Source organism: Rhizobium sp. RHZ02, from assembly GCF_014851575.1.
Lineage (GTDB): Bacteria > Pseudomonadota > Alphaproteobacteria > Rhizobiales > Rhizobiaceae > Rhizobium > Rhizobium altiplani.
In genome coordinates this window covers 108,645-134,536 of sequence record NZ_JACUZX010000012.1, presented here as the reverse complement: position 1 = coordinate 134,536, position 25,892 = coordinate 108,645, and the positions used below count along the sequence as shown (strand labels likewise).

Annotated in this window: 19 protein-coding genes and 4 pseudogenes; 15 read left to right on the top strand and 8 right to left on the bottom strand. The window is 58.1% G+C overall.

Annotated features, from left to right (window positions below; all coding sequences use genetic code 11):
* The first annotated feature begins 39 nt into the window (after window positions 1-39).
* Together tnpA and tnpB are read left to right on the top strand one after the other, a co-directional pair.
* Window positions 40-396 carry an IS66-like element accessory protein TnpA gene (gene tnpA, locus IB244_RS18500; RefSeq protein WP_192305144.1) on the top strand — a complete coding sequence of 119 codons (357 nt, stop codon included), beginning with the start codon at window positions 40-42 and terminating at the stop codon, window positions 394-396.
* Window positions 397-561 (top strand): IS66 family insertion sequence element accessory protein TnpB, encoded by a 165-nt coding sequence (tnpB, locus tag IB244_RS32925; protein WP_210334292.1) that lies wholly within the window; start codon window positions 397-399, stop codon window positions 559-561.
* Window positions 562-637: 76 nt separating this feature from the next.
* Here the strand turns inward: tnpB and IB244_RS18490 are convergent.
* Window positions 638-1,030, bottom strand: a pseudogene (locus IB244_RS18490) (ATP-binding protein); the annotation flags it as partial.
* A gap of 24 nt (window positions 1,031-1,054) precedes the next feature.
* On the opposite strand from IB244_RS18490, the pseudogene IB244_RS32920 reads away from it, so the two are divergent.
* Both IB244_RS32920 and IB244_RS32265 read left to right on the top strand, forming a co-directional pair.
* Window positions 1,055-1,156 (top strand): annotated as a pseudogene (locus IB244_RS32920) (ATP-binding protein); the annotation flags it as partial.
* 363 nt (window positions 1,157-1,519) lie between these two features.
* Window positions 1,520-1,831 carry a transposase gene (locus IB244_RS32265; RefSeq protein WP_246734449.1) on the top strand — a complete coding sequence of 104 codons (312 nt, stop codon included), beginning with the start codon at window positions 1,520-1,522 and terminating at the stop codon, window positions 1,829-1,831.
* Window positions 1,832-1,883: 52 nt separating this feature from the next.
* Here the strand turns inward: IB244_RS32265 and IB244_RS18475 are convergent.
* The 3 genes and pseudogenes from IB244_RS18475 to IB244_RS33140 form a co-directional block, all read right to left on the bottom strand.
* Window positions 1,884-2,809 (bottom strand): annotated as a pseudogene (locus IB244_RS18475) (IS630 family transposase); the annotation flags it as partial.
* Window positions 2,810-2,984: 175 nt separating this feature from the next.
* Window positions 2,985-4,649, bottom strand: a complete 1,665-nt coding sequence (locus IB244_RS18470; protein WP_192305140.1) for a hypothetical protein — start codon at window positions 4,647-4,649, stop codon at window positions 2,985-2,987.
* 914 nt (window positions 4,650-5,563) lie between these two features.
* Window positions 5,564-5,656, bottom strand: a pseudogene (locus IB244_RS33140) (helix-turn-helix domain-containing protein); the annotation flags it as partial.
* A 284-nt stretch (window positions 5,657-5,940) separates the two neighbouring features.
* Here IB244_RS33140 and rfbF point away from each other — a divergent pair.
* Genes rfbF through IB244_RS18430 form a run of 7 tightly spaced genes read left to right on the top strand, consistent with a single transcriptional unit; the run spans window position 5,941 to window position 13,233 of the window.
* Window positions 5,941-6,711: a glucose-1-phosphate cytidylyltransferase gene (rfbF, locus tag IB244_RS18460; protein ID WP_192305138.1), complete on the top strand. Its 771-nt coding sequence runs from the start codon at window positions 5,941-5,943 to the stop codon at window positions 6,709-6,711.
* On the top strand, window positions 6,708-7,811 hold the full coding sequence (gene rfbG / locus IB244_RS18455) for a CDP-glucose 4,6-dehydratase (RefSeq protein ID WP_192305136.1): 1,104 nt from the start codon (window positions 6,708-6,710) through the stop codon (window positions 7,809-7,811). Before rfbF ends, rfbG begins: the two co-directional genes overlap by 4 nt.
* 13 nt (window positions 7,812-7,824) lie before the next feature.
* Complete coding sequence (gene rfbH, locus IB244_RS18450) at window positions 7,825-9,180, top strand: lipopolysaccharide biosynthesis protein RfbH (RefSeq protein ID WP_192305134.1); 1,356 nt, start codon at window positions 7,825-7,827, stop codon at window positions 9,178-9,180.
* 9 nt (window positions 9,181-9,189) lie between these two features.
* The gene (locus tag IB244_RS18445; protein WP_192305132.1) at window positions 9,190-10,971 is read left to right on the top strand and encodes a thiamine pyrophosphate-binding protein; all 1,782 of its coding nucleotides are present in this window, start codon (window positions 9,190-9,192) and stop codon (window positions 10,969-10,971) included.
* Entirely contained in the window at window positions 10,968-11,894 is a 927-nt protein-coding gene (locus IB244_RS18440; RefSeq protein ID WP_192305130.1) for an NAD-dependent epimerase/dehydratase family protein, read from the top strand. Before IB244_RS18445 ends, IB244_RS18440 begins: the two co-directional genes overlap by 4 nt.
* Window positions 11,894-12,277: a GtrA family protein gene (locus tag IB244_RS18435; RefSeq protein WP_210334290.1), complete on the top strand. Its 384-nt coding sequence runs from the start codon at window positions 11,894-11,896 to the stop codon at window positions 12,275-12,277. Before IB244_RS18440 ends, IB244_RS18435 begins: the two co-directional genes overlap by 1 nt.
* Window positions 12,274-13,233, top strand: coding sequence for a glycosyltransferase family 2 protein (locus IB244_RS18430; RefSeq protein ID WP_192305126.1), 960 nt, complete (start codon window positions 12,274-12,276; stop codon window positions 13,231-13,233). Before IB244_RS18435 ends, IB244_RS18430 begins: the two co-directional genes overlap by 4 nt.
* A gap of 1,379 nt (window positions 13,234-14,612) precedes the next feature.
* Here the strand turns inward: IB244_RS18430 and IB244_RS18425 are convergent.
* Both IB244_RS18425 and IB244_RS18420 read right to left on the bottom strand, forming a co-directional pair.
* Window positions 14,613-15,644 (bottom strand): DUF3095 family protein, encoded by a 1,032-nt coding sequence (locus tag IB244_RS18425; RefSeq protein ID WP_192305124.1) that lies wholly within the window; start codon window positions 15,642-15,644, stop codon window positions 14,613-14,615.
* Between the two features lie 71 nt (window positions 15,645-15,715).
* Entirely contained in the window at window positions 15,716-16,111 is a 396-nt protein-coding gene (locus tag IB244_RS18420; protein WP_112644782.1) for an Ohr family peroxiredoxin, read from the bottom strand.
* A gap of 227 nt (window positions 16,112-16,338) precedes the next feature.
* Here IB244_RS18420 and IB244_RS18415 point away from each other — a divergent pair, with 227 nt between their 5' ends.
* The 3 genes from IB244_RS18415 (at window position 16,339) to IB244_RS18405 (ending at window position 21,099) form a co-directional block, all read left to right on the top strand.
* A complete protein-coding gene (locus IB244_RS18415; protein ID WP_192305122.1) occupies window positions 16,339-17,646 on the top strand; it encodes an epoxide hydrolase family protein in 1,308 nt (435 codons plus the stop codon).
* Window positions 17,647-17,701: 55 nt separating this feature from the next.
* Window positions 17,702-18,109, top strand: coding sequence for an Ohr family peroxiredoxin (locus IB244_RS18410; RefSeq protein WP_192305120.1), 408 nt, complete (start codon window positions 17,702-17,704; stop codon window positions 18,107-18,109).
* A gap of 95 nt (window positions 18,110-18,204) precedes the next feature.
* Window positions 18,205-21,099, top strand: a complete 2,895-nt coding sequence (locus tag IB244_RS18405) for an ATP-binding protein (RefSeq protein WP_192305118.1) — start codon at window positions 18,205-18,207, stop codon at window positions 21,097-21,099.
* Window positions 21,100-21,531: 432 nt separating this feature from the next.
* Here the strand turns inward: IB244_RS18405 and IB244_RS18400 are convergent, their stop codons facing one another.
* Both IB244_RS18400 and IB244_RS18395 read right to left on the bottom strand, forming a co-directional pair.
* Window positions 21,532-22,959 (bottom strand): mannose-1-phosphate guanylyltransferase/mannose-6-phosphate isomerase, encoded by a 1,428-nt coding sequence (locus IB244_RS18400; protein WP_192305116.1) that lies wholly within the window; start codon window positions 22,957-22,959, stop codon window positions 21,532-21,534.
* A 39-nt stretch (window positions 22,960-22,998) separates the two neighbouring features.
* The gene (locus IB244_RS18395; protein WP_192305114.1) at window positions 22,999-24,438 is read right to left on the bottom strand and encodes a phosphomannomutase; all 1,440 of its coding nucleotides are present in this window, start codon (window positions 24,436-24,438) and stop codon (window positions 22,999-23,001) included.
* A gap of 314 nt (window positions 24,439-24,752) precedes the next feature.
* On the opposite strand from IB244_RS18395, the gene gmd reads away from it, so the two are divergent.
* Complete coding sequence (gmd, locus tag IB244_RS18390) at window positions 24,753-25,892, top strand: GDP-mannose 4,6-dehydratase (protein WP_192305112.1); 1,140 nt, start codon at window positions 24,753-24,755, stop codon at window positions 25,890-25,892.

Genomic DNA, 25,892 nt, shown 5'->3' with positions numbered 1-25,892 from the left:
TAGTGACGTCGTTAATGACGTTTCTTAGACAGGGTTGCGATGCTAATAGAAATTCTTGGGCAGGAGCGTCGACGTTGGTGGCGAGACGATGACAAGCTCGCGATTGGGATGTCGGTTGGGCAGGCTGGAGCCACGATAACGGCGGTTGCTCATCGCCACGATATCACACGGCAGCAGATTTACACCTGGCGCAGCGAGTTGAAGAAGAAGGGGCTGTTGTCGACGTCATCGAATGCCTTGTTTATTCCGGTCGACATGAATGCGGCGCAGACCGATGTCCCTGAAGGCTGCGGGATGATCGAGCTGCGATTAAGCTGCGGCCGCACCCTTCGCTTCGGCAGTTCGGTGGACATGGCCGTCCTGACGCAGCTTATTCGGGCGGAGGAAGCAGCATGATTGGGCCTGGGACCGTCGTTCGGAGCGGCGTTCGCGTTTCGCGGCAAACGCGGCGATCGTTTGAAACTGCTCTATTTTGATGGTCAGGGCTACTGCCTATTCTACAAGATTCTCGAGCGCGATGCTTTCCTTGGCCGACGGCGAAAGATGGTGTTGGGCATCTGACGCAGGTCAATTGTCGATGCTGTCTATGCCGGGTGAAATTTCCCCAAAAAGGAGGTGCGGAAGTAAAATTCCCCAATTATGCCGCTCCAGACGACGTGGAGAATTGGGTATTTTTCGGCGGTCTGCCGCGTGGGCGTTGCTGCGGGCGAAGGACGGCAGGGTGATCAAAGCCTTGGATCGCACGTGTTCAGGCATCAATTTCGGCATGTTGGCGCAGCCTGTAACTTGATCCCTCGATTTGAACGACGACGGCATGATGCAAAAGTCTGTCGAGCAAGGCTGTAGCGACCACGGCGTCTCCAAAAACATCGCCCCATTCGGCAAAGCCGCGATTAGATGTGAGGATCATCGCGCCTTTCTCGTAGCGTGCGTTGACGAGCTGGAAGAACAGATTGCCGCCGCCGGCGATGACCGGGAGATAACCGATCTCGTCAACGATCAGGAGGCTGGGCCTGCAGAAGAAGCGGATGGTTCTTGAAGTCACCCTTCGCGCTCGCAACTGGGGTTTGTCGACCGTCACGAGGTCGTCCATTTCCTCGGGCCACCGGGAACCGGCAAAAGCCATCTGGCCGTGGCGCTCGGCGACGACGACGTCCTAAAGCAGCGGGTTTAGTTAGGCGATCCGAGCGGGCAGCCTCCTTGAACCCGTCCATAAAGGCCACATGCGTTTAAAGACGCGGTCCTTTTTGCTCCGTCCGATAGAAGGATGGCGCCCGGCCAAGACTCGCCTCCGGCTGGCGGGCTGCGCCTTTGCCGGGAGGCCGTCGAACCCTCTGGGTGACTTCAAAAGGTTTCAGGATCTACATTCCATTCTCCTTTTCAGGGCTTGCCCTGACGCAAGCTGGGTTCATGCCGAGCGGCTCGTGCACAAGCTCGACACCTTCACCGCGCAGACCCGCCTCATCCAGCAGCGCATACGAGGCCTGATCTGGAACTTCTCCGACGACCTCAAGGCCTATTGCCGACATCCCAATCCGAAGCGCCGAGCCGTCTTGCGGCCCGCTTCGATCGGATCTTCCAGCGCCGCACCGGCTTTGCCACGCTCGCCCGGCTGCACGCCAACAAGGCCGAATTGCTGATGGTGCTCGACCGCCCGGAGATCCCGCTCAACACCAACGGCTCCGAAAACGACATTCGCTGCCAGGTCACCAAACGCAAGATCAGTGGCGGCACAACGCAGCGATATCGGCCGCGACTGCCGCGATGCCTTCCTGTCGCTGCTCAAGACATGCGACAAGCTCGACGTCTCGTTCTGGGGCTATCTCGGTGATAGACTGGTCGTAGCCGCTGGCAATGCCGTACCCTATCTCCCTCAGCTTGTCATTGGACAGCCAGTTTTGGCGCATGAACTGCCAAAGGCTCGACCGGGTTCAGCTCCGGTGATTTCGGCGGCAGCGGCAAGATCGTCATATTGTCAGGTACGACAAGATTGTTAGACATGTGCCAGCCCGCTTGATCCATGATGAGGACCGCGTGTGCGTAATTGGCAATGTGACGCGCGATTTCGGCCAGATGCTGGGTCATGGCGTAGGTATCGCACCACGGCATCACCAGCGCCGCGCCCTTGCCGAGCTTCGGGCAGATCGCACCTAATATATAGGCCGACCTGGTGCGCTGATCGTGCGGCGCTGAAGGTCGCGTTCCGCGCTTGGCCCAGCGGCGCGTGAGCTTGTTCTTTTTGACCGATCCGGGCTTCGTCCTGGAACCAGATTTCCATTCGTTTCCCCCGCGCCGTGCCGGCGGCAATTGCCGCCACTGCGGCGGGGAAGTTTTTTAAACTCCTCGATGGCTTGCGGGTCTTGCGCGTGATGCTTGGGGCGGGCGGTGAGCTTGCGGTAGTCATGGTATTTAACTCGCGTCCAAGCGTTTGTTGGCTCCCGCAGATACGATGCTCCTGCCAAAGCCATTGCACCAGATCGAGCAGCCTCCAGCGCACGACGCCATCGAGATAGGGAACCGGATCTTTCTCAACCGCCTCGATAAGCGCTCTGCGCTGCTCGTCATTCAGCAGAGGCGCGCGCCCCTTGGCCTTTACGGTCTTCAGGCCATCGGGACCATGCAGATTGAAGCGTTCGACCCAATCTCTCACGATCTGCAAACCGACCCCGCCGATCGAAGCCACCTGACTGCGCGAACCGCCCTCGTAGATGATCGACAAAGCAAGCGGTCGGCAAGACCAATCCGCATCCCGGCTTCGCCGCGCCAACCGGCGCAAGTCTTGATCAACCCCTTTGCATCGACGTCGTATCGCTCGTTGTGAAGGAAAAAATCAAAGGCCCATTGCCCAAGGACTTTCCCCCTCCCCGCATGCTGGCGTAACAGACGGTGTCGAGGCTCATGCAATCGATCCTAAGTCACAGGAGGCGCGTAACACCTGGCTTCGAGACAATTTCGGAAATCGTTCAACGTCACGAGCACGGCGACTACGGCGACGACGCTTCCTTTTGCGGGAACATTTCACCGCACTCCGCAGGCGCAAAGATCAAAGTTACGAGCCCATCCGGCAGGAACCACGACTTCGGCGTGATTCTGCGGGCAAAGGTCCGATATCCGTCCGGCGCCGTCCCTTCCGACGCCGCTTGTTGAGGCGGAATGAAAGGGTTGAAGACTCTGTCTCCGTCGGGCGCCGCATCGTCCCCGGCTCTCGGCTTCTCCGTCGTGATGACGAGGATGTCGCGAGCTTTCAACCTCTCACCGTAATCGTAATCAGGCCGCAAGCGCTGGGACCATTCGTCGACAGGTACGTCTAGCATGCCGTTTCCAAACGGCATGAGTTGATACTGGACGAAGGGAGAAAGCGCCTCGAGGAATGCGTCGCGCGTCTCGTTTCTAAGATAACTCAGGCCGCAGGAGCGAGTTTGCAACACGCCCATGGCGTCCACGTACCAGTCATAGTAGTCGAAGACATCTTGGCTCCAACGTTGCCTCGCGAAGAGGGCAATACGATCGCTTGTCGTCGCCGCTTCGATCTGCGCTCGACTCGGCAGAAAGTAGTCGCCGCTGTCGCGACCTAGCACGCCGACCACGAGGGCGAGAGTCGCGCATGCGAAGAGAAGGCCCGCAAGCCGCAGCCGATCAGCAAGGATATAGACTAGCCCGGCGCCGAGGGAGACGCTGGTGGCAAGTCGAAAGATCTCGTTGAGATGCACCGAAGAACTGAGGAGAAGGACAGTTATCAGCGCAATGAAAAGGCAATCCGCATCCACCGGCTTCTTCCAGCGAGCGAACATTGCTTCAATCCAATACACCGAGGCGGAGATTGAAACTAGGGCAAAAAAAGTCTGCCGAGCATGCTCGCTCAGTGAAAACTGAAAGACGTATTTGAGCAAATCCCAAATCGCCGCGACCGGCCCATGGACAAGGAAGATCGTTGCGTAGAGTTTCGGAAGCCCGATGGCTACTTGCCACCAATAGTATGTCAACTCATTTAGCCACAGATAAAAAACGAAGAGCCCGAGTGGGAGGACGAAGCCCACAAGCGGCGAAAGCAGTTTCATCGCGCTCATACCGCCTTGAGAACTCCACAGTCGTATCGGGAGGAGTGCTACTAGGGCGAGAGCCAGCCCCAGAAACAGCCCCTCGCGCGCAAGCACCGCCAGTCCAAGGAGCACCCCTCCGAGAAGACAAATCCACCAGTTATTTTTGCCTTTTACGATGGCGAGGCAACCGAACACGATGAAAGGAAAAGCGATGTAGTTGGGCCAAGGATAAATCGCTAGGGGATGTATCAGGAAGGTTGTCAAGAACGCATAGAGTGCCACTCGACGTTTCTTCGCCAAATGAAAGGTAAGAAAATATACCCCTGCAAGCCCCATCGCATAAAGTGTCGATACGCCGAATATGATTGACAGCACGTTGTTTCCGGCTGCGAAAAACAAATACTCAATATATGCGGTGAGAAAGCCATACTGAATGAATATTTCCTTGTACGGCACCCGCCCTCTCGCGATATCGACAGCATTACTGGTCATCAGCCCCCAATGATGGGGATCAAGATGATATGCTCCCTGAGCCACGGACAGAAAAACGACGGATGCCGCCGTGAGCACGACGACTGCAGCGCAGACGATGCCGCCCGGTGACTTCATACTCGATCATCTCCACCTTATTCTGCTTCGAAATTTGCACAGGCGGCCGTCCCATCGAGAGGTCATTGGCACCGCACGATTCTTGACTGACCCGACACAAACCCTGGGAGCTATTGGGTCGAAATCGACGCTGAGTCAACGGTCTCCAAAATCGCTCTTTGTTAGCGTGCTTCGGGTATTGCAGCGCCAAGAGTACCTACACTGGGGATATCTCAAAGCCTCCAGGAAAAAATGGATTGCTCTCAAGCGGAGGTTCGGAGACGATTCCCTTTCGCCCGCAATACTACCTTCCTGCCAGGGCGATTGTGGATTGCAGAGCCAGGTTTGGGTGCCGATGCATGCCTGCAAATAGGGCCAGTCCGTGAACTGCGTACCCCGGTCGAACGTGATTGAACGGCGGGCAAGATGGGCTAGAGCCTGTATGGCTTTTGTAAGACCATCATCAAAGGCCGAGATTGCCGATTACGCAAAGCGGCTGACGCGCTCGACAAGCGATGTGACATTGGCCTTTCCGAACTTCTTGCGGAACTCGATCAGGTCGCATCCCAATGACCGAGCTGCTTGCGATCGGCAACGACGTCTGGGCGCCACAGGGTGTTCAGTTTCGGACTAAATCGTTGGCCATGCCTGCGCCTGGCATGTCGCGGCCTGTGTCTGGCACGATGCTCCCGCAGACGCCGCCACAGCTTGATCGCGTGGCCGTCAGCCGAATATGCTAACTAACTAACTGTAGATCGTCTCGTGGCTGACCGAGACTGGACGGCGTTCCAGGCGCGTCCGACCGGCGATCTGATGCGTTAACCAGCCGTGTACGATCCGGTCGATCACTAATTGCCGGACGTGCGAGAAGCATGCAAGCTTCCGTAGCTTGGCGCGCCGTTCGCAAGCCATGTTATGCACCGTCACGCAGTGTAGCCATTGAGGTCCGAAATCTGCTGGTCGACGACGGTGTTGCGTTTGATCTCGCGAAAAATCGTCGAACGATGCCGGCCGAGCTTCTCGGCAATGATCGCCACGATTTTCACTAAAATCTTTCGCCTTGCCCCACTTGACAATATACTAATATTCTACCGCCTCCGAGGCAGAGCAGGGAACGCGAGCCTATCTCGCTTTTGATACGTCAAGCTTCAGCAAGCCTGCTTCATGCGAATGGGGTCGGTCTTCTATCGACTACAACACGTCGGGGCATGGGGACTAGAAGTCTCGGACGTTTCCTGCCAATAGTGGGCAACCCTACCCGAGCAGGTCGCTTGCGACTATCGGACCCAACAACAAAATTCTAAGGCGTGTTTTGAAAACAGTTATCCTAGCAGGCGGTCTTGGAACACGGTTGAGCGAAGAAACGTCAGTGCGTCCCAAACCGATGGTGGAGATCGGCGGACGTCCAATTCTTTGGCACATCATGAAGATGTATTCCTCCCACGGCATCAACGACTTCGTCGTCTGCCTTGGCTATCGCGGCTATGTTATCAAGGAATACTTCGCCAACTACGCCCTTCACATGTCAGATGTTACGTTTGATATGCGCAGAGGCGAGATCAAAATTCATCGAAACGATGCCGAGGATTGGCGGGTGTCCTTAGTGGATACCGGGGACTCGACCATGACTGGGGGCCGGCTGAAGCGTGTAGCCAAGCATCTGGACGGCGAAAACTTCTGCTTCACCTATGGGGACGGGGTTTCCGACCTCGATATCGCCTCAACTGTAAAGTTCCACAAGGCTCACGGCGGACTTGCCAGTGTTACGGCCGTCTATCCGCCTAAGCGCTTCGGGCAGATGGAAATTGTCGATGACCGGGTCACCGACTTCAAGGAAAAACCCGACGGTGAAGGCGGCTATATCAACGGCGGCTTCTTCGTTCTTTCGCCCAAGGTGCTCGACTATATTGAGGGAGATTCCACGATCTGGGAACGCCAACCGATGGAACGCCTCTCCCGCGAAAATCAGCTCTTCGCCTTTCGGCACAACGGCTTCTGGCAGCCGATGGACACCCTGCGCGACAAGACGTATCTCGAGGAGCTATGGGCGTCGGGTCAGGCACCGTGGAGGAGTTGGCCGTGAACGCTGAATACTGGAACGGCCGGCGCGTCCTGGTGACCGGCCATACAGGTTTCAAGGGCGGCTGGCTCACCTTCTGGCTTGCTGGCATGGGCGCGAAGGTAGCCGGCCTGGGGTTGCCGCCGTCCAGCGAGCCGAACCTCTATAATCTTCTGGGATTGGCTGGTCGCTGTCAGTCCACAATCGGCGATATAAACCAGCCCGGCGTGGTCGCGGAGAGCATTGCTCTTTTCGAACCGGAAGTGATCATTCATATGGCTGCCCAGGCATTGGTCCGGGCCTCTTATACGGACCCGATCGGGACGTACGAGACCAATGTGATGGGCGTCGTCCGGCTATTGGACGCCGCGCGGCTGAGCCCGAGCGTTCGAAGTATCGTCATCGTCACCAGCGATAAATGCTACGAGAACCGCGAACAAATCTGGGGGTATCGCGAGAACGATGCGATGGGCGGCCATGACCCATACAGCTCAAGCAAGGGCGCAGCAGAGATCGCGGCCCACTCCATGCAACGATCGTTTTTCCAGCCGTTCGTTGATGCTGGCCATCCGGCGCGCATTGCGACGGTACGCGCCGGCAATGTGATAGGCGGCGGCGACTGGTCGTCGGACCGACTGGTCCCGGACATCGTCCGTGGCTTGCTTGGGCCTGCAGGTGCTGTCCATTTGCGGAACCCCAAGGCGGTTCGTCCTTGGCAACATGTGCTCGAGCCGCTAGCGGCCTATCTCAGGATCGCCGAGCTACTGGATACTGGCGCCACCGCCGGCGTTGACGATGCATGGAATATCGGGCCGGACAGCAGCGACACGCGACCGGTGCTCGAAGTGGCCGAAGCGATGGTTGCGGCGTTAGGCAAAGGCCGGTTGGTACTGGGGACGAATACAGGTGAGCCACACGAAGCCACGCTGCTGACCCTTGATTGCACTAAGGCTCGCACCAGGCTCGGTTGGCGGCCACGGCTGATGTTCGAGGATTGCATGTGTTGGACGGCGGACTGGTACGCGGCCTGGCATCGCGGCGAGGACATGACCGAATTCACGCGTGGACAGATCACGCAGTTTGATAAATTGGAAGCGGCGCGCCACTATCCCCGCGTATGTTGAGACATCATTTACCATGACAGCTAACTCCGAATTGGCCGAACTGCGGGCTCAGATCCTTTCGTTGTCCGAGCGCTACGCAGAGCTGGCCCATAGTCCGCGTGAATTTGTTCCAGGCACGAGCAATGTACCACCGGCCGGTAAGGTGCTGGGTGCTCCCGAGATGCGCAATCTCGTCGATTCCGCCCTCGATTTTTGGTTGACAACAGGACGCTTCAACGCCCAGTTTGAGGGTCTCCTGACCAAGGCGACCGGCGCACGCCGCACCCTGACTACAAATTCCGGTTCGTCGGCCAATCTCCTCGCCGCCACCGCGCTCACATCCCACGTGCTCGGCGACAAAGCGCTCAAGCCGGGGGATGAAGTTATCACCTGTGCTACGGGCTTTCCCACAACCGTCAACCCGCTGCTTCAGAACGGCCTCGTGCCCGTCTTCCTAGACGTTGAGCTGGGTACCTACAATATCGACATTACCGAGCTCGAGGCTGCCCTTTCTCCGCGCACCCGCGCAGTGATGGTTGCCCATGCCCTGGGCAATCCGTTCAATCTCGGCGTGATCAGCGAATTTTGCAAAAAGCACGACCTGTTTCTGGTCGAGGACTGTTGCGATGCGCTCGGCGCGACCTATCGCGGACGGAAAGTAGGTACCTTCGGACAGCTCGGCACGCTCTCTTTCTATCCAGCACATCATATTACCATGGGCGAAGGCGGGGCCGTCCTGTGCAACGCCACAATCTTCAAGCGTATCGTTGAGTCGATCCGAGATTGGGGTCGCGATTGTTATTGCGATCCGGGCAAGGACAATACCTGCAACAAGCGCTTCGAATGGCAGTTGGGTGAACTGCCCTTTGGCTACGACCACAAATATACCTATTCCCATCTCGGTTATAACCTCAAGATCACCGACATGCAGGCGGCCATCGGCGTGGCCCAGTTGGATCGACTGGACGAGTTCGTCGCTGCTCGCCGCTTCAACTGGCAGTATTTGCGCGATGGCCTCAAGGACCTTGAGGACATGTTGATTTTGCCCGTGCCAACCGACGACAGTGACCCGTCCTGGTTCGGCTTCTGCCTCACCCTGCGCGAGGGCACCGGTATCGACCGCGAGGAGATGCTGCGGTATCTCAACGACGAGAAGAAGATCGGCACGCGACTACTCTTCGGCGGCAACCTGCTGCGCCAGCCCTATATGAAGGATCGGAACTATCGCGTCGTGGGGTCGCTTCACAATAGCGACACGGTGATGAACAAGACGTTCTGGATCGGTGTGTATCCTGGCCTGACCACGAGCCACCTCGATTATGTAATTAGTACGCTCCGCTCGTATCTCCACGGTCAACGTCAGATGTCCACCACTATCGCCATCGCCTAGGAGGGCATCGTGACTGGCTCGGAATATATTGCAGAGTTCATCGCCCGCATGGGCAGCAAGCACGTCTATACGCTGACGGGCGGCGCCTGCGCATTTATGATCGACGCGATTGGGCGGCACCCCGACCTGGAGGTGATCTGCGTGCAGAACGAACAGGCTGCTGCTATGGCGGCGGATGCCATCTGGCGGGTCGATCGGCGAATCGGGGTCACGATGGCCACATCCGGCCCGGGCGCGACCAACCTGATCACCGGTATCGCCTGTTCGTTCTTTGATTCCATCCCCTCCCTCCACATCACGGGACAGGTCAATCAGCGCGAAAGCAGTGCCGTGCACGGCGCGCAGGTCCGGCAATCGGGTTTCCAGGAAACCAAGATCGTCGATATGGTCCGTCCCATAACCAAGCATGCCGTGCTGGTCAGGTCGGTCGAAGAACTCAAGACTGAACTCACACGCGCTTACGAGATCGCGACTTCGGGGCGCATGGGGCCGGTCTTGATCGACGTCCCGATGGACGTTCAGCAGGCCGAGATCGACGGTGACTTCGCCCCTTTGCCCGAGACCGCGCCAGTTGACCCCGCGGTCGTAGCTCAGGCGGTGACAGCCATTTCGGGACTTTTGGACAGGGCGGAGCGGCCCGTTTTTCTCTGGGGCGGTGGCGTCGCCATGGCCGGCGTCCAAGAGAGTCTGAGCGAATGGCTTAGCGTTACCGGGATGCCCTTCGTTGCCAGCTGGGCCGGCATCTCAGCTTTCCCTCACAGTCATCCCGGCTTCGTCGGTCAGATCGGTGTCTATGGGAATCGTGGTGCCAATTTCGTACTACAAAATGCCGATGCGGTGATCGTGCTCGGCAGTCGACTCGACAACCGTCAGAGGTCAGGCAATGCTGCCAACTTCGCCATTGAGGCGATGGTGCACGTGCTCGATGTTGATGGCGAAGAAATCAAGAAATATGGCGGCGGTCGCTATTCAGGCACCGTCCTCGACCTAAAGGCACTGCCAGAGGTTCTAAGCAAGCTGGCTGGGCCGCGACTGTCCAATACGTGGACATCCTACATTGACGAGATGAAACAGACCTACCGCGGTAGCGAGACCAGTTCCACGGCGCGTCGCCTCAACAGCCTCTCGCCCTACGATGTGGTTCGGTGCATGAGCGAAGTCATCGATAGGGATGCTATCGTCATCGGGGACACTGGTGCGGCTGTATGCTGGTTGCACCAGAGCTTCACCGTCGACAAGCATACCCTTTTCACCGCAGGTGGCAATTCGCCCATGGGCTACGCGCTTTGCGCGGCTATCGGCGCTAAGTTGAGCAGTCCTGATCGGCAGGTGATCTCCTACAACGGTGATGGCGGCCTTCAGGTCAATATCCAGGAGTTGCAGACCATCAAGCATCTGAACCTCGACGTGGCGGTGGTCGTGATGAACAACGGCTCCTACGGTATCATCAAGCAGTTTCAAGACAGCTATCTGGGCAGCCGCTACACAGCCTCTTCCGAGGGATATTCGACCCCCGACTTTGGTGCCGTGGCGAAGGCCTATGGCCTGGACTACTGCCGCGTCGAAAGCATCGACCAGATCACGCCCGATCTCTTCAAACGTGGTGCAATCCTGATCGACGTTGTGCTGTCGGAAGAAACGTTGATCGAGCCGAAGCTTGAGATGGGACGACCGATCAATGACCAGTACCCATATTTGCGAAAAGCCGAATATGAACGTGGTAATCGGTTCGTGGAATACCCACGCTCGCATACACTAGAGGCTCTGGTCGCAAGCCAAAACCGCCAATGAAGGTCTTCGTCACCGGAGCGGGTGGTTTCGTCGGCGCCGCTGCCGTTTCAAGCGCACTGTCGGCCGGGCACGATGTTGTCGCCTTGGTGCGGCCAAATGGCAATAGGCAGCGCCTCGACGAGCTTGGCGTTGTCGTAGCCCCGGTGAATCTTGCCGATGTAGCTGAACTCGAAGCAGCGATGCGGCACCATCGCCCCGACGTTATCGTCCATTCGGCTTGGAGTGGGGTGTCCAACGCCAGTCGGCATGAGCGCCTACAGATCAGCGACAATGTCTCAGCGGCGCTGTCTCTTGTGGATGCAGCGGCTGCAGCCGGCGTCAGCAAATTTATCGGCATTGGTTCGCAAGCCGAGTACGGGCTTCTCTCCGGCAAGATCAGCGAAACCGTTTTACCGGTCCCGACGTCCCTCTATGGCGCGGCAAAGCTCGCCGTTCAGGTTCTGGCCGCCCAGCTTTGCGCCGATGCCGGCATCGATTTTGCCTGGCTGCGATTGTTTTCTACCTATGGCCCCCGCGACAATCCTAATTGGTTAATTCCATCCGTTATCGAACAGATGCTCGATGGCAGGCGTCCGATGACGACAGAGGGGCGTCAGCTATGGGACTATCTCTTTATCGATGACGTTGCCGATGCCATCCGAGCGGTTGCCGAAAGCAAGCAAGCGGTGGGGATCTTCAATCTGGGCTCCGGCAAACCCATCGCCGTCCGCAACATCATAGAGCACATCCGGGACATTGCCGCCCCCGGGCTTGATCTGATTTTCGGCGAGATTCCCTATAAGCAGGGCCAAATCTGGCATATGGAAGCCGACACCGATCGACTGAATAAGCTAACCGGCTTCGTGCCTCAGGTGGAACTGGACGAAGGGCTATTGCGCACTATCGAGTGGCACAAATCCAAACGGAGCGGGGAGCAATGTTAGTGCTCCGATCCTCGGAGATTGTTCGGTTTATTCGGTTCGTTGCCGTCGGCGTACTCAACAGTGCCTTCGGCTACGGCCTCTATGCCATTCTCATCCATATGGGAATCATCCCGGAAATCGCTCTTCTCGTCGCTACGGTGTTGGGCGTTATCTTCAACTTCTCCACGACTGGGCGCCTTGTTTTCAGGAGTAGCGACAATCGACTATTTTTCAAGTTCGTCGCCGCCTATGCCGTGATCTACGTCTGCAACGCCATGGCTCTCCGCATCCTTGTCAATTTTGGCATTGATCCGTTTGCGGCCCAGGCTGTGCTTATGCCTTTGAGTGTGATCGCCACCTTTGCGATGATGCGGGCGTTCGTCTTTCGGGAAGCAAGCAAATGAAGACCATTTCCGTTATCTCGCCGGCCTACAACGAAGTCGAAAACGTTCGAGAATGCCACAACAGGCTGCGGAACATCTTTGCCGAAAAGCTGCCCGAGTACCGCCTCGAACACATCTTCGCGGACAATGCCTCGACCGATGGCACGGTTGAAATCCTCCGCGAGATCGCTGCGGCGGACCCCAACGTTAAGGTCATCCTTAATTCCCGCAATTTCGGGCCCTTCCGCTCGCTGTTCAACGGATTGCGGTACGCAACTGGCGACGCCGTAGTGGTCTTCATGCCGGTCGACATGCAGGACCCACCAGAACTTATTCCCGAGTTTGTCCGTCATTGGGAACAGGGGATTGAGGTGGTCGCCGGCGCACGTGCAAGTCGCGAGGAAACTTGGCTCTTGCGCGCCTGCCGTTCTGTTTTCTATAATATCGTCAATAGCTTGTCCGACTTCGAGCTTACTCCCAATGTCGGGGAGTTCCAATTGATTGACCGCAAGGTGTGGGAGGCGGTCATGTCGCACGACGATCATTATCCCTATGTCAGGGGAATCATCGCGTCTGTCGGTTTCAAACGTCTAATTGTGCCCTACACTTGGGCGGCTCGGAAACGGGGGCTTTCCAAGAACAACATTCCGCGCCTCGTTGATCAGGCGCTCAATGGCATTTTCTCCTTTACCAATGCCCCTATGCGTTTCTGCATATATACCGGCTTCGCCTTGGCCTGCGCCTGTGTCGTCTATGCGATTTTCACAGCCATTTCGTTCCTGCTCTTTCCCAGCGCCGCCCCGCGGGGCACGGCCACGATTATCGTCTCACTCTTCTTCCTCTCGGGCCTACAACTGGCCTTCATCGGAATGCTGGGCGAGTACGTGACATCCATTCATTCCCAGGTTCGTCGCCGCCCCCTGGTTGTGGAGCGTGAACGGATCAATGTCGAGCCCCCCGATGCGTCCACACAATAGTGACGCACATAGCTATAGCCAGCGCGGCCCGCTTGATGCAGGCCGCTTTCTGTAAACCGGCGTAACGCCACGCGGACATCCAACTTGGCCACGGTCCTGTCGATATTCGGCACACGACCGCTGGCCTTGATGAGATCGGCGAAGCGAGGTGCTCAATCAAGTTTGCGCGCTTGAGCGCGTTGGGGGCAGTAGCTTCACTCGTCTCGGGATTTCGTCATTTCATCCATGGGTTCATCGCCCTTTGCCAGCCAACGCCGGTTAGATCGTTTTGGCGGTCTCCGCGTCCTTCAGATGGCGACCCCGGTCGTCGCCATTGGCGTATGGGCATGGTCGTTTTCACGGCACAGGCTTTCGCAGCTATCGAAAAGCAATATCTCCACGTCGGCCTTGGATCAAGCGGCGGGTACGATCGCTCTGATTGGGCATGATGGAAGCATCACAACGGTGATCAACTATCTGACCTGGAATGGCAGATTTTATCAGAGCGCGAAGCGCCACAATCCGCGACGTCTGAGCCGGAATGGCCGACGCAGCAGAACGGTCAGGTGATAACGGATGAGCCACGATAAGTTTGACCTACTTCGCTCGAACCAGAGTCAAGCGGGAGAATCCGCCCATGATGAGAAGCAACGCCGACGGGCGGAAAAGCAGCGGCAGCGCTTTCAGGAGCGGCAACTCGAGGCGATCCGGCAAAGGATCGAACGGGCACCGCTGATGAAGAAGCGGTCCGAGAGGCTTCAGGTCGCAAACAATATGTGGCGTATCATGAAAGAACTCGAGAAGGCTGTTCCTCCGATCCGGAAGCGCGACGTGCTCCATGCAGCCGGGCAAGGGAGTGAGCTCGACTCGACAAAACGCTTGCCCCGGTTCGCCATCGATCCTGATCTTCCGGCTGCAGAACAGGAGGATTGTGCCGAAGCAGCGACCCAAGCCATCGGGAAGTACGTGGAAATCGCCCGTGCCGCCGCACGGCTGAGTGGAGAACGGCACCCGATGACTTCCTGCGAGATGTGGTCGCGGGCACTCGTTTCGCAACTGGACGTCCGGAGGACGACAACGTGGAACCGGGTGTCAACGATCTTGTCGAACGTACGTGGGAGGATATGGAGATCGCTATTGAAGCTGCTTCGCAGGCCTTTGCGGCTCGGTATGATCTGGCTGAGACTCTGACGAAAGCACAGGATTTCCGCCTAGAGGTTGATGTCCTAGGGAATGCGAGGTCGGCCCAACTTCGTAATGATCCAGCCAGTTGACCAGAGAAATACAAAAATAGCGGGAGCGAAACGGTCGAGGGTCATGAATATCTCTAATGTTCGAGAGCTGTTAGCAATTGTAAATATTGTTATTTTCGGATTCAGGCCGACGTTTTGACGCTCACTTTAACGCGGTTGATGCGCAGGCCTTTGTGCCTCGAGCAATGAGGCCGCGGCGGTATAGCCGCCCCCCATCCCATCCAGGAAATGCAGATGAGACCCGCGAGCACCGACTGGCACGAGGCAGGTCATCAGCGCATGAGATTGGCGATGCATGCCGAAGTAGACTTCGCCCCGATCGTACGCCGACGTCAGGAGTGCTTCGACGTCCTTGATCTGCTCCGGCGTACAGTCCAGGGTCAGGCGAAGGACATCGTCGTATCGCCTGTAGTCGGAATTGAGAACGACGTCCGTCCACCCCTTGCCGCCGAGGTAATCCGCAACGGAGTTGGTGATCACGACATCCTCGGGAACGGGACGTGATGAGCCATCCTCTACACCGAGTAAGGCAAGCAGTCGCCTTGTCAGCAAGGTGAAGGCCTCGGGGCTGATGTTGTCCTGTGGCTCCACAAGAAGGGAGAGGATTTCGCCACGCCGACTTGCGATGGGTGCCCACTCGCAAGTCAGCCCTTCGAGATCGGGCGTTGCGTATGCCTCACACGGCAGGAGCGCGTGATTCCCAGCTTTGATCTCCCGGTCAGCCCAGTTCAACCCGCCGCCCGCGAACATGGCATACGTGGCCGTCGGCGAGGCGGCGTAGCGCGCTACTTTCACGTCGCTTCCGGCGGCACGGATGTCTTTCACGGCAGCCAGGCCGATCCTGAGCTTGAGCTGCAAATGGTCGCGGGCATAGCCTGCGACGCGACGCAGGACCCCGACCGCTGTTTCTCGAACATCGGGATCGAAGGCAAATGCAGCGCCGTCACCGCGAAACACGAATGGGAAATCGAAGTTGCCGAAAGCATTGCCCAGCGCCGCAATTGCCGAAGCGCCCGCGTAATTGACATCCTTGTACTGCCCGCGAGCAATAGCTGAGGTTGAATCGACGACGTCGGTGATGCCAATCAGCCAGTCGTCGGGTAACGGCGTGTAGCCTGTCGTATCCAGCAGTTCGGCGAAATCGCTGCTGGCTTCGAGGTATCGGAATGGCTTGTCCATTGAAGCCTCCTGCATCAAAGATTTGCTTGCCTGCCCTGCCATCGTGGCAGGGCAGGCAAGGCGCGCTTCCGTCAGATGAGGGTTGTCACAACATCGACGTTGCCGTGCGTTGCCTTCGAGTACGGGCAGATGTTGTGGGCCTCATGCAACAGCTCGGTTGCTACCGCGGGATCGATGCCAGGTACGCTTACGTTCAATCGAGCGCTGAGGAAGTACGAGCCCTCCTCCAGGTTCAGGTCGATCTCGGCGTCGACTGCGACGCCGGCCGGAAGCTTGATGTGCTTCAGCGATGCCGCATACTCGATGGCACCCATGTAGCAGGCCGACCAGGCGGCACCGAACAGGTTTTCTGCGGCTGGATGAGGCTGTGTCATCTTGATGTCCAGGTGGCCATCACTGCTGCGTGCGCCGCCATCGCGGCCGTTTGTGTTGTGCGTCTTACCCGTGAACAGAACCTTGTGTGTCATGGCGAAACTCCTCTGTGTTGGTTGAGTGTCTGCACCCTTGTGCTGCCAACAGAAGTACTGCCGCACGACTGAAATCGCACGTTAGGCGTTGTTAGACGTTGATTGCGGCGGTCCTCCAACAAACAAGGATTAACAACGCCTAACGTGAGCTTCACAGCTCCGCGGCGTAGCTTTTCGGGCAGCACAACGGTGCAGACTCTCAACCGCCATTCTCGAGGAGAGAGACCATGACCACCACCAAAACCGAAGTTATCGACCTGGATCGACGCCGACTTTTGGGTGCCGCTGCAACCGGCATCGCCGCACTCGGCATCGCAAACGTGTTTCCTGGGCGTTCAATCGCGGCGACCGATCCCGAAGCAATCCGCCCGTTCCGGGTCAACGTTCCTGAAGCTGATCTTGATGATCTGCGTTACCGGCTTGCCCATACCCGCTTGCCGGAGAAAGAAACGGTAAGCGATTTCTCGCAAGGCGTTCCGCTCAAGACCATCAAGCAGGTACTGCGCCACTGGCAGACCGGCTACGACTGGCGCAAGGTCGAGGCCCGGATCAATAGCTATCCGAACTTCATCACGCAGATCGACGGCCTGGATATTCACTTCATCCACGTTCGTTCAAAGCATGAAAACGCGCTGCCGCTGATCGTGACGCATGGTTGGCCGGGCTCGATCGTCGAGCAACTGAAGATCATTGGCCCTCTCACCGACCCGACAGCCTATGGGGGCGATGCCTCTGACGCCTTCCACGTCGTCATCCCGTCCATGCCTGGCTATGGCTTTTCCGGAAAGCCCGACGCCACCGGCTGGGGGCCGGAACGCATTGCGGCCGCCTGGACTACGCTGATGCGGCGGCTAGGATACAAGAACTTTGTCGCCCAGGGCGGCGACTGGGGTGCGGTGGTCACCGACATGATCGGCGTGCAAGCGCCACCCGAACTGCTCGGCATCCACACCAACATGCCCGGAGCAATTCCTGTGGAGATCAACAACGCATCCTTTGCCGGCGCTCCTGCTCCGGAAGGCTTGTCGGACGAGGAGCGGAGGTCCTACGACCAGCTCGTCTTCTTCTACAAGCACGTCTATTACGCCTTCCTGATGGGAACACGGCCGCAGACGCTGACCGGATTGGCCGACTCGCCGATTGCGCTTGCGACCTACATGCTCGACCATGACGCCCGAAGCCTTGAACTGATCGCCCGCTCCTTCGACGACCAGAAGGAAGGTCTCAGCCCGGACGACGTGCTCGACAACGTCACGCTTTTCTGGCTCACCAACACAGGCGTATCAGCCGCCCGCCTCTATTGGGAAAACAAGCTCGCTTTCTTTGCGCCCAAGGGCGTCAAGGTACCAGTCGCGGTGAGTGTCTTCCCGGATGAGCTTTACCAGACCCCGCGCAAGTGGGCCGAAGCCGCCTACCCCAACCTCATCCACTACAACAAGGTGGCAAAGGGCGGTCACTTCGCCGCCTGGGAGCAGCCCAAGCTGTTCGTCGATGAGGTGCGGGCCGGGTTCCGCGGTCTGCGGAAGTCTGGCTGACCTTTCCGGCGCGCGCATATGCGCGCGCCTCCCTCCTTCCCCCCGGGGTACGATCATGCAACATGTGCATACTGCCAGGACAGAAACGATTGGCAGCCGAGAGAACGGCTTCGCGCGCAGTTCGGACGGGGCTCTCGACATCAGGCTTTCAAACCCTTCCGGCAATCGGCTAGGCACGAACCCGGAGCAGCTCGTCGCAATCGCCTGGTCGGCGAGTTTCGCAAGTTCATTGAAACATGTCGCCGATATCAGGCGGATCAAGCTCCACGCGGATGTCAGGATATACGCCAATGTGGAGTTATCATCCGACGACCAGGGATACGTCGTCGGCGTTCGCCTGGAAATCTACCTGCCCGGCCTGGATCGGGAAATTGCATCTGCTTTGGTTGAAGCTGCTCGACTTGAGTGCCCATACTGCCGAGCAACACATGGCAACATCCATGCCTTCTACAATCTCGTGTGAGCCCCGAAGTGCGCAAACCGAATGTTGAGGCACCATGGCTCCAAAAAAGAGGTTGGAGTATAAACAGCACGGTGGAGGTGGTCAGGGAGAATGAAATGACGCGGGCGACAGGTGATGCTGCCGGTGACCTGTCCTTCGGCCCTTTTTGTCTGAATGTGGGTCAGCGCCTCCTTGCGAAGGAAGGGGTTCCTGTCGAGCTTGGCGCACGCGCCCTGGACCTTTTGATCGCGCTGGTGTCCGCTCCGAACACTCTTCTGACCAAGCAGGATCTAATGTCGGCGGTCTGGCCCGACGTCATCGTTGAGGAAGGCAACCTGCGCTTTCACATGACCGGGCTGCGTAAAGCCCTTGGCGATGGGCGGGACGGTGCACGCTACATCACCACCATCCCCGGCCGTGGCTACTGCTTCGTTGCCCCGATATCAGGCTCGTCCCCTGCGCTGGTCCGCGGTGATGACGCGGTGAAATTCAGGCATGCCAATCTTCCCAACCGCTTGGAACGTATGGTCGGACGCGAAAGTGATATCGTTGACCTTTCCGAGAGGCTGTCGAGATTTCCTGTCGTTTCCATCGTGGGAGGTGGAGGCGTCGGGAAGACTACCGTCGCAATAGCATTGGCCAATCAACTGGCGGGAGCGTTCGATGGCGCTGCGGTGCTTGCTGATTTCGGGACGCTAAGTGATCCATCGCTCGTTTCACCCGCGCTTGCGTCCATGCTCGGAATACCCGTCGGCTCCGATGACGTGCGCCCCAGTTTGCTCGCCTACCTCAGAGACAAGCGTATCCTTCTTGTGTTCGATACCTGCGAGCATCTGGTCGATACCGTCGCAGACCTGGCGGCAAGCATCACCGATGCCGCGCCGCACGTCCGCATCCTGGTCACGAGCCGGGAAGCCCTCAGGATTGAAGGCGAAAGTATCTACAAGCTCGACACGCTGGCCTGTGCACCGGTCGATCCGGAAATGACTGCCGAGAAAATTCTCTCCTATCCGGCTTCCCAGATGTTCGCCGAGCGCATCGCCGCGAGCGGAGTGCCGCTGTCCCTCACCGACGACGATGCTCGCATCATTGCGGCGATTTGCAGAAAACTCGATGGCATGGCGCTTGCGCTGGAACTGGCCGCGAGACGGGTCGAGGCCTATGGCCTCTCCCAGACGGCTGCCCTGCTCGATCAGCATCTTGCCCTGGCATGGGTGGGATCGCGCAACGCGCCGCCACGTCAGAAGACCCTGCAGGCGACGCTCGACTGGAGTTTCGGGCTGCTGTCCGACCTGGATCGCACCGTTCTTCGGAGACTGGCCATCTTCGTTGGCGATTTCACGCTTGATGCCGCCTGGGAGGTGATCGCAACACCGTCTCTTGACCGACCTGCACTCTTTGGTGCCATCGACAGCCTTGTTGCGAAGTCGCTGCTGAGCGCGAACTCGTTCGGCGCGATGATGCGCTATCGATTGCTCGATACAACGCGCGCCTACGCACTCAATAGCCAGATTGAAGATGAGCTTGCCGACCTGGCTGCGAGCCACGCCTTGTACTACCGACGTTGGTTGGAGCAGTTTGGCCCGGATTGGCCAACGCTCTCGAGCGGACCCGAACGGCTGCCTTATTTCCTTGGCATCAATAACGTCCGGGCGGCCCTGGAATGGGCGTTTTGCGACAGCGGCAATGTCGATGTCGGTATCGGCTTGGCTGCCGCGGCCGTTCCGGTATTTCAAGCGATGTCGCTCTTTCCGGAATGCCAGCGCTGGTCTGAACGCGCTCTTTGTGCAATGGGCGACCATTATCGGGAAAGCCGTGAGGAGATGCATCTTCAGGCTGGCCTTGGAATCTCTCGCATGTATCTCCATGGCGGCCGTGACGCGCTCCCCGCGCTCACAAGGGGTCTGGAGATTGCCGAAGGTCGAGGGAATGCTGTCGATCAGCTGAAGGTCCTCGGCCCATTGAACATGTTTCATCTCCGAACGGGAGATTTCAAATCGGCGCTCCAGTGTGCCTATCGCTGTTCTTCCGTCGCTGAGGCGACCGAAGAGCCGTCCGCGATTTCGCTTGGGCACTTCTTTCTGGGCAATTCATTGCACTTCGGCGGCGAACTTGGCCGCGCCAGGCTCGAACTGGAGGCTGCGTTAGCGAGCGATCCGCTCCCCAGCCGCGCCCCGGGGAGCTATGTCGGTTTCCAGGGACGCGGGCTAGCAGGCGGAATACTTGCCAGGAATCTCTGGCTTCAGGGCTTCCCTGACCAAGCGGCCGTCCGGGCGCGGCAAGCGATCAAGGAAGCGGCGGAGGCGGATCATTCGTTGACACTCTGCATCGCGCTGCTCGGTGGCATTGCCGTTTTCCTCTGGCGCGGCGACCTGGAGAGTGCACAAGAGCACATTGATTGGCTGATTTCGCGTGCCGGGCTGCACTCCCTGTCGCCATACGTGTCAGTAGCGAGAGGCTTCGAGGCGGAAATAGCCATCCGCCGGGGAGACCCCAGCGCAGGGGTCGACAACCTCCGCCGATGCATTGAGCGACTGCATGCCTCCACCTATGAGGTTTTCACCACCATGCTTGAAATCTCGCTGATAAAAGGGTTGGCGGCGCTCGGCAAAATCGACGAAGGGTTGGAGCGGGTCGAGAAAGCCATCCAATCGGTCGAAACCAAAGGGGACTTCTGCTACGGCCCGGAACTTCTGCGAATAAAGGGGAACCTTTTGGGATCGATTTCCACTTCGGATGAGGCACGCCTTTGCATTGCAGGTGCCATCGCCGCCAGCAGAAAGATGTGCGCACGCAGTTGGGAACTGCGCGCCTCGTGCGATCTCGCTGCACTCGAAGCGGACCTGGGAAAGAAAAAGGAAGCCGCAACGATCCTTCGGCTAGTCCTTGATGAGTTCGACGAGGGCCACGACACCGACGATCTGCGGGCAGCCCAAGACATGTCGATGCACGGCGGTGATGTGCCGATCGTTATCGAGGCATCGCACGAGCGGCCAACACGTCGCCCATAAATCCGCGCTGAGCGGTCGGCGGGAGGGTTCGCGCACCGCGCCACGTCCTCTCCAACTGCTCGACGAAGGCATATTGACCCAGCGGGGAAGATTGCCCTCTGTGGGTAGGGCGGCACGGCATCCTCGTCGAGCAGTCTTGAGACGACCGCGCCGCAAGCTTGGTGAGTACTTGGGACACCCGTCTAGACGTGCGTCAGCGTACCGATCAATTGCGCCAACCGACCGCAACGCCGCGTCCGCGTTTCGACCAGGCGAGGCAGACAGCAAGCGGAAAGGCGATTTCGCGGAAGCACGCGTCCCGTGCCCCAAGCGTGTGAAATGCGGAGCTAACCCTTAGCCACTGGCAACAGCACAAGGAAGCTTCCGTTTCAGCATCAGGGCGATCAGCGCATCGGCTGGTGCCCGGGCGCCGGGCCGATCCGCGCGGGGAGCTTATCCCCGCCCGAACTCGTCGGAGACACGGACGATATCGTCCTCGCCGAGATAGGAGCCGGTCTGAACTTCGATCATCTCCAGCACAATCCGGCCGGGATTGTAGAGCCGGTGCAACTCGCCCTGTGGAATATAGACCGACTCGTTTTCACGCAAGAATGTCACCTGGTCGCCGACCGTTACTTCAGCCGTGCCTTTGACGCATACCCAGTGTTCAGAACGGTGGAAATGCCTCTGTAGCGACAACTTTTTGCCCGGCGACACGAACAGGCGCTTCACCTGGAAACGATCGCCGTTGAAAAGCGACGTATAACCGCCCCAAGGGCGATAGCAGGTCGGGTGGGTTTCCGTCAGGCTTGATGTTTCCTTGGCCTTGGCAAGGAGTTTCACCAGCTTGCCGACTTCCTGGGCTTCGTCGAGGCGACCAACGTAGACGGCATCCTCGCTGGCGATGACAGCCACATTCTTCAGTCCTTGAACCGCGAGATGCGAGGCACGCGACAGGACCAGCGAATTTTCGGTGTTCATGACGGTGGCATGGCCGATAACGACATTGCCGTTCTCGTCCTTTTCGACGAGCTTTCGGATGGCATCCCAGCTACCGAGGTCTGACCATGCAAAAGCTGACGTGACCACGGCGGCATTGGCGGTCTTTTCCATCACCGCATAGTCGATAGAAATATCGGGGCTTTTCTGAAAACTGGGCCCATCGAGACGGACAAAATCAAGATCGATCGTAGCCTTGGCAACGGCAGCTTCCGCAGCCTCGTACACGGCCGGCGCATATGTTCCGAGCTCGTCCAGGAGCAGGTCGGCACGGCACATGAAAATGCCGGAATTCCAGAAAAAACCGCCAGTGGTCAGCATCTCTTCTGCGGCAGCAAGTTGCGGCTTCTCGACAAAGCGCTTCACCTTGTGCGCGCCGGACGAAAGCAGCTCGCCCTGTTCGATATAACCGTAACCGGTTGCAGGCTCGGTCGGCTTGATGCCGAATGTGACGATCTTGCCTGATGCGGCGGTCTGGCGCGCAGTCGCGATCGACTCGCTCCAATCCTTGCCCGCATCGATCACGTGGTCGGAGGCCAGAAGGTGGAGGATCGCCTCCTCACCGAATTTCTTCTTCAAGTGGAAAGCAGCGGCGGCGATGGCAGCGGCCGTATTGCGAGCCACCGGCTCGAGGATGATGGCAGACAGATCAACATCGACTTCGCGGGCTTGCTCTGCCACTGTGAACCGAAAATCCTGATTGGTGATGACGACAGGCGCCTCGTAGACGGCGGCGTCGGTCACGCGCTCGAGGGTTTGCTGGAACAACGTCTTTTCATCGACGAGCTGGATGAACTGCTTCGGCGCGTTCGATCGCGACAATGGCCACAGGCGGGTGCCCTTGCCGCCGGCCATGATGACTGGAATGATCTTCTTGGTCATAAGAAATCTCCGGGTACGGGCGGACCGTGTTTATGAAGTTCAACCTTCAATAGGCAATCGGGTCAATGTGTTTGTCCAGTCGAGGACGAGGGAAAGGCCTTTCTCAAGCAACGACGAAGCAGCTGCCTCATCCTCGGCTTCAACATAGCAACGCATTTCGGGCGCATTGCCGGAAGGACGGAAGTGAACGATGGTGCGATCGGCCAATGTAACGCGCAGGCCATCGATATCGCTGACCGAGCCAACGGCGCCAAGCGGTTTGAGGAAGGCCGCCAGGTTTGCAGGAGAAGCACGCAGATGCGCCATTACTGCAGCGCTCCTCTCGACGGCAAAATTCTCGAGCCGGTCGGCGGCCGCCACCGGCAGGTGAAAATCGGCGACGATCGCGGAAAGCGGCTTGTCCTGTTGCTTGGCGAGAAACAACGTCGCCAGAACCGGCAAAAAGCTGTCGCGCGTCGGAAGAGCGGTCAGCGCTCCATTCGCCACGGCGAAATCCGACTGCGTCAGCACGCCACCATTGGCCTCGAAACCCATCACCGCCGTTTCGCCCGCGGCGGCCGCCTCGTTCATGCCTTCGATAACAAAGGGGGACCCGACTTTGGTACGGGTGACGCGGTAGCTGCCGGCCGCCTCTATCCCGGAATTGGAGGTCACAGGGGTGACAATGACCTTCGCTTCAAGGAAGCGCGCAACGATGAGCCCGAGGAGGTCACCGCGCAGCGGTGTACCCGCCTCATCGGCCACCAGCGGCCGGTCGCCGTCGCCATCGGCGGAAACGATGGCGTCGAGAGCATGCTCCTTGGCCCAGCCGCGCAGCAGTTCGATCGTCTGCGCCGACACGGCTTCTGTATCGACCGGGATGAAATGATCGGACAGTCCGAGCGCCACGACTTCCGCACCATAACCGGCGATCACGTCAATCAGGCCATCGCGGGCAACCGTGCTGTGCTGGTATACGCCGATTTTCAGGCCGGAAAGGGCGCCGGCTGGCAGCAGCGCGCGATTGCGTGACAGGAAAAGCGCAGCGGCCTGGTGTTCTTCGCTCTGAGCGGTGCCAGGGGTCAGGTCAACGATCGTGTCGCCGATCTCGGCAGCGATACGGGTGATTGCGAGCTCATCCGCCTTGTCGATCTCGCCATCCGGGCGATAGAACTTGATACCGTTGCGATCTGCCGGGATATGCGAGCCGGTGACCATCAGCGAGGCGCAGCCTTTCGACATGGCATAAAGCGCCAGCGCCGGCGTCGGGATCGCGCCGCAATCGATCGGCTGCAGGCCGGCTCGTGCCAGTGCTCCGATGCAGGTCGCAGCAATATCGGGGCTTGAGGGACGATAGTCGCCAGCGACAAAAATGCGGTCTCCCGCCTTTGCCAATCCGGCATTCAGCAGGTGTCTTGCAAAAGCGGTTGCGTAAAGAGCCGATGCATGGCCCTGAAGATCGGTTACAAGGCCACGAAGACCGCTGGTGCCGAATTTCATGAAACTTCCCAACATTCACCGACTTGCTGTCTGCGTAGGTAAACCGTCATCCGCGAGTGCCAATAGATTAGCGAAAGATATCGAGAGTTTCAAACCGGTGATAGGCTTAGGCCCGCCAGAACCTCAAGCTGAGGCAGGACACACGCCACGCCATTAGGATGATGCCCGAAATAGGGCGTTGGCCGGGACGGGGAAAAATGTGTACTCAATGATGCCGTGCTAGTGCAACCGTCACAACCAGGAAACGCGGCCGCCACCCTATCTGAACCCAAGAAAGTGATCGGGTGGGTGCCTAGTATGAGAGGAGATGGTAGATGGATGGCTCGCGCCAAGATACATCGCTTGCAACACGTACAGGCAGAGGAAGAGCCGTCAAAAGAGCGCTCGTTACAGGTATAACCGGACAAGATGGTTCCTACCTTGCCGAACTTTTGCTTAGCAAGGGATATGAGGTTCACGGAATCAAACGGCGTACGTCTCTCTTCAATACAGATCGGATCGACCACCTGTACGTGGATCCCCATGTCGAGGGTCGCAAATTCATTCTGCATCACGGTGATCTGACGGATGCCACCAGCTTGATCCGCATCGTTCAACAAGTGCAGCCGGATGAGATTTACAACCTGGCGGCACAATCCCATGTTGCCGTTTCGTTCGAGGAACCGGAGTATACTGCGAACTCGGATGCGCTCGGCGCTCTGAGAATTCTTGAGGCCATCCGTATTCTTGGAATGGAAAAAACGACGCGCTTTTATCAGGCAAGCACGTCCGAACTGTATGGACTTGTCCAGGAAACGCCTCAAAAGGAAACGACGCCATTTTATCCGCGCAGCCCTTACGCTGTTGCGAAACTCTATGCTTACTGGATCACCGTCAACTATCGTGAAGCCTACGGAATGTACGCTTGCAACGGCATTCTCTTCAATCATGAGAGCCCGGTGCGAGGTGAAACCTTTGTCACCCGCAAGATTACACGTGCCTTGGCGCGCATTAAGCTCGGCCTTCAGGACTGCCTGTATCTAGGTAACATGGATTCCAAACGCGATTGGGGGCACGCGAAAGACTATGTTGAAATGCAGTGGCTAATGCTGCAGCAGGAACAACCAGAAGATTTCGTTATTGCCACCGGCATCCAATACAGCGTGCGCGAGTTTGTAGAAGCTGCCGCTCGGGAAATCGGCATGACCATTCGCTGGTCTGGAACGGGTGTCGACGAGAAGGGGTTCGATGCAAGAGGCAATTGCGTTGTCGCGGTCGATCCACGTTATTTCCGTCCAGCAGAAGTGGAGACCCTTCTGGGGGATGCGTCCAAAGCGAAGCAGAAATTGGGATGGGAAGCCAAGACAACGTTTGAAGAGCTCGTATCGGAAATGATGCGTGAGGATCTCAAGGCCGCCGAGCGTGACGAGGTGGTTCGAAAGCATGGCTTCCATACCTTCCAGCATCACGAATAG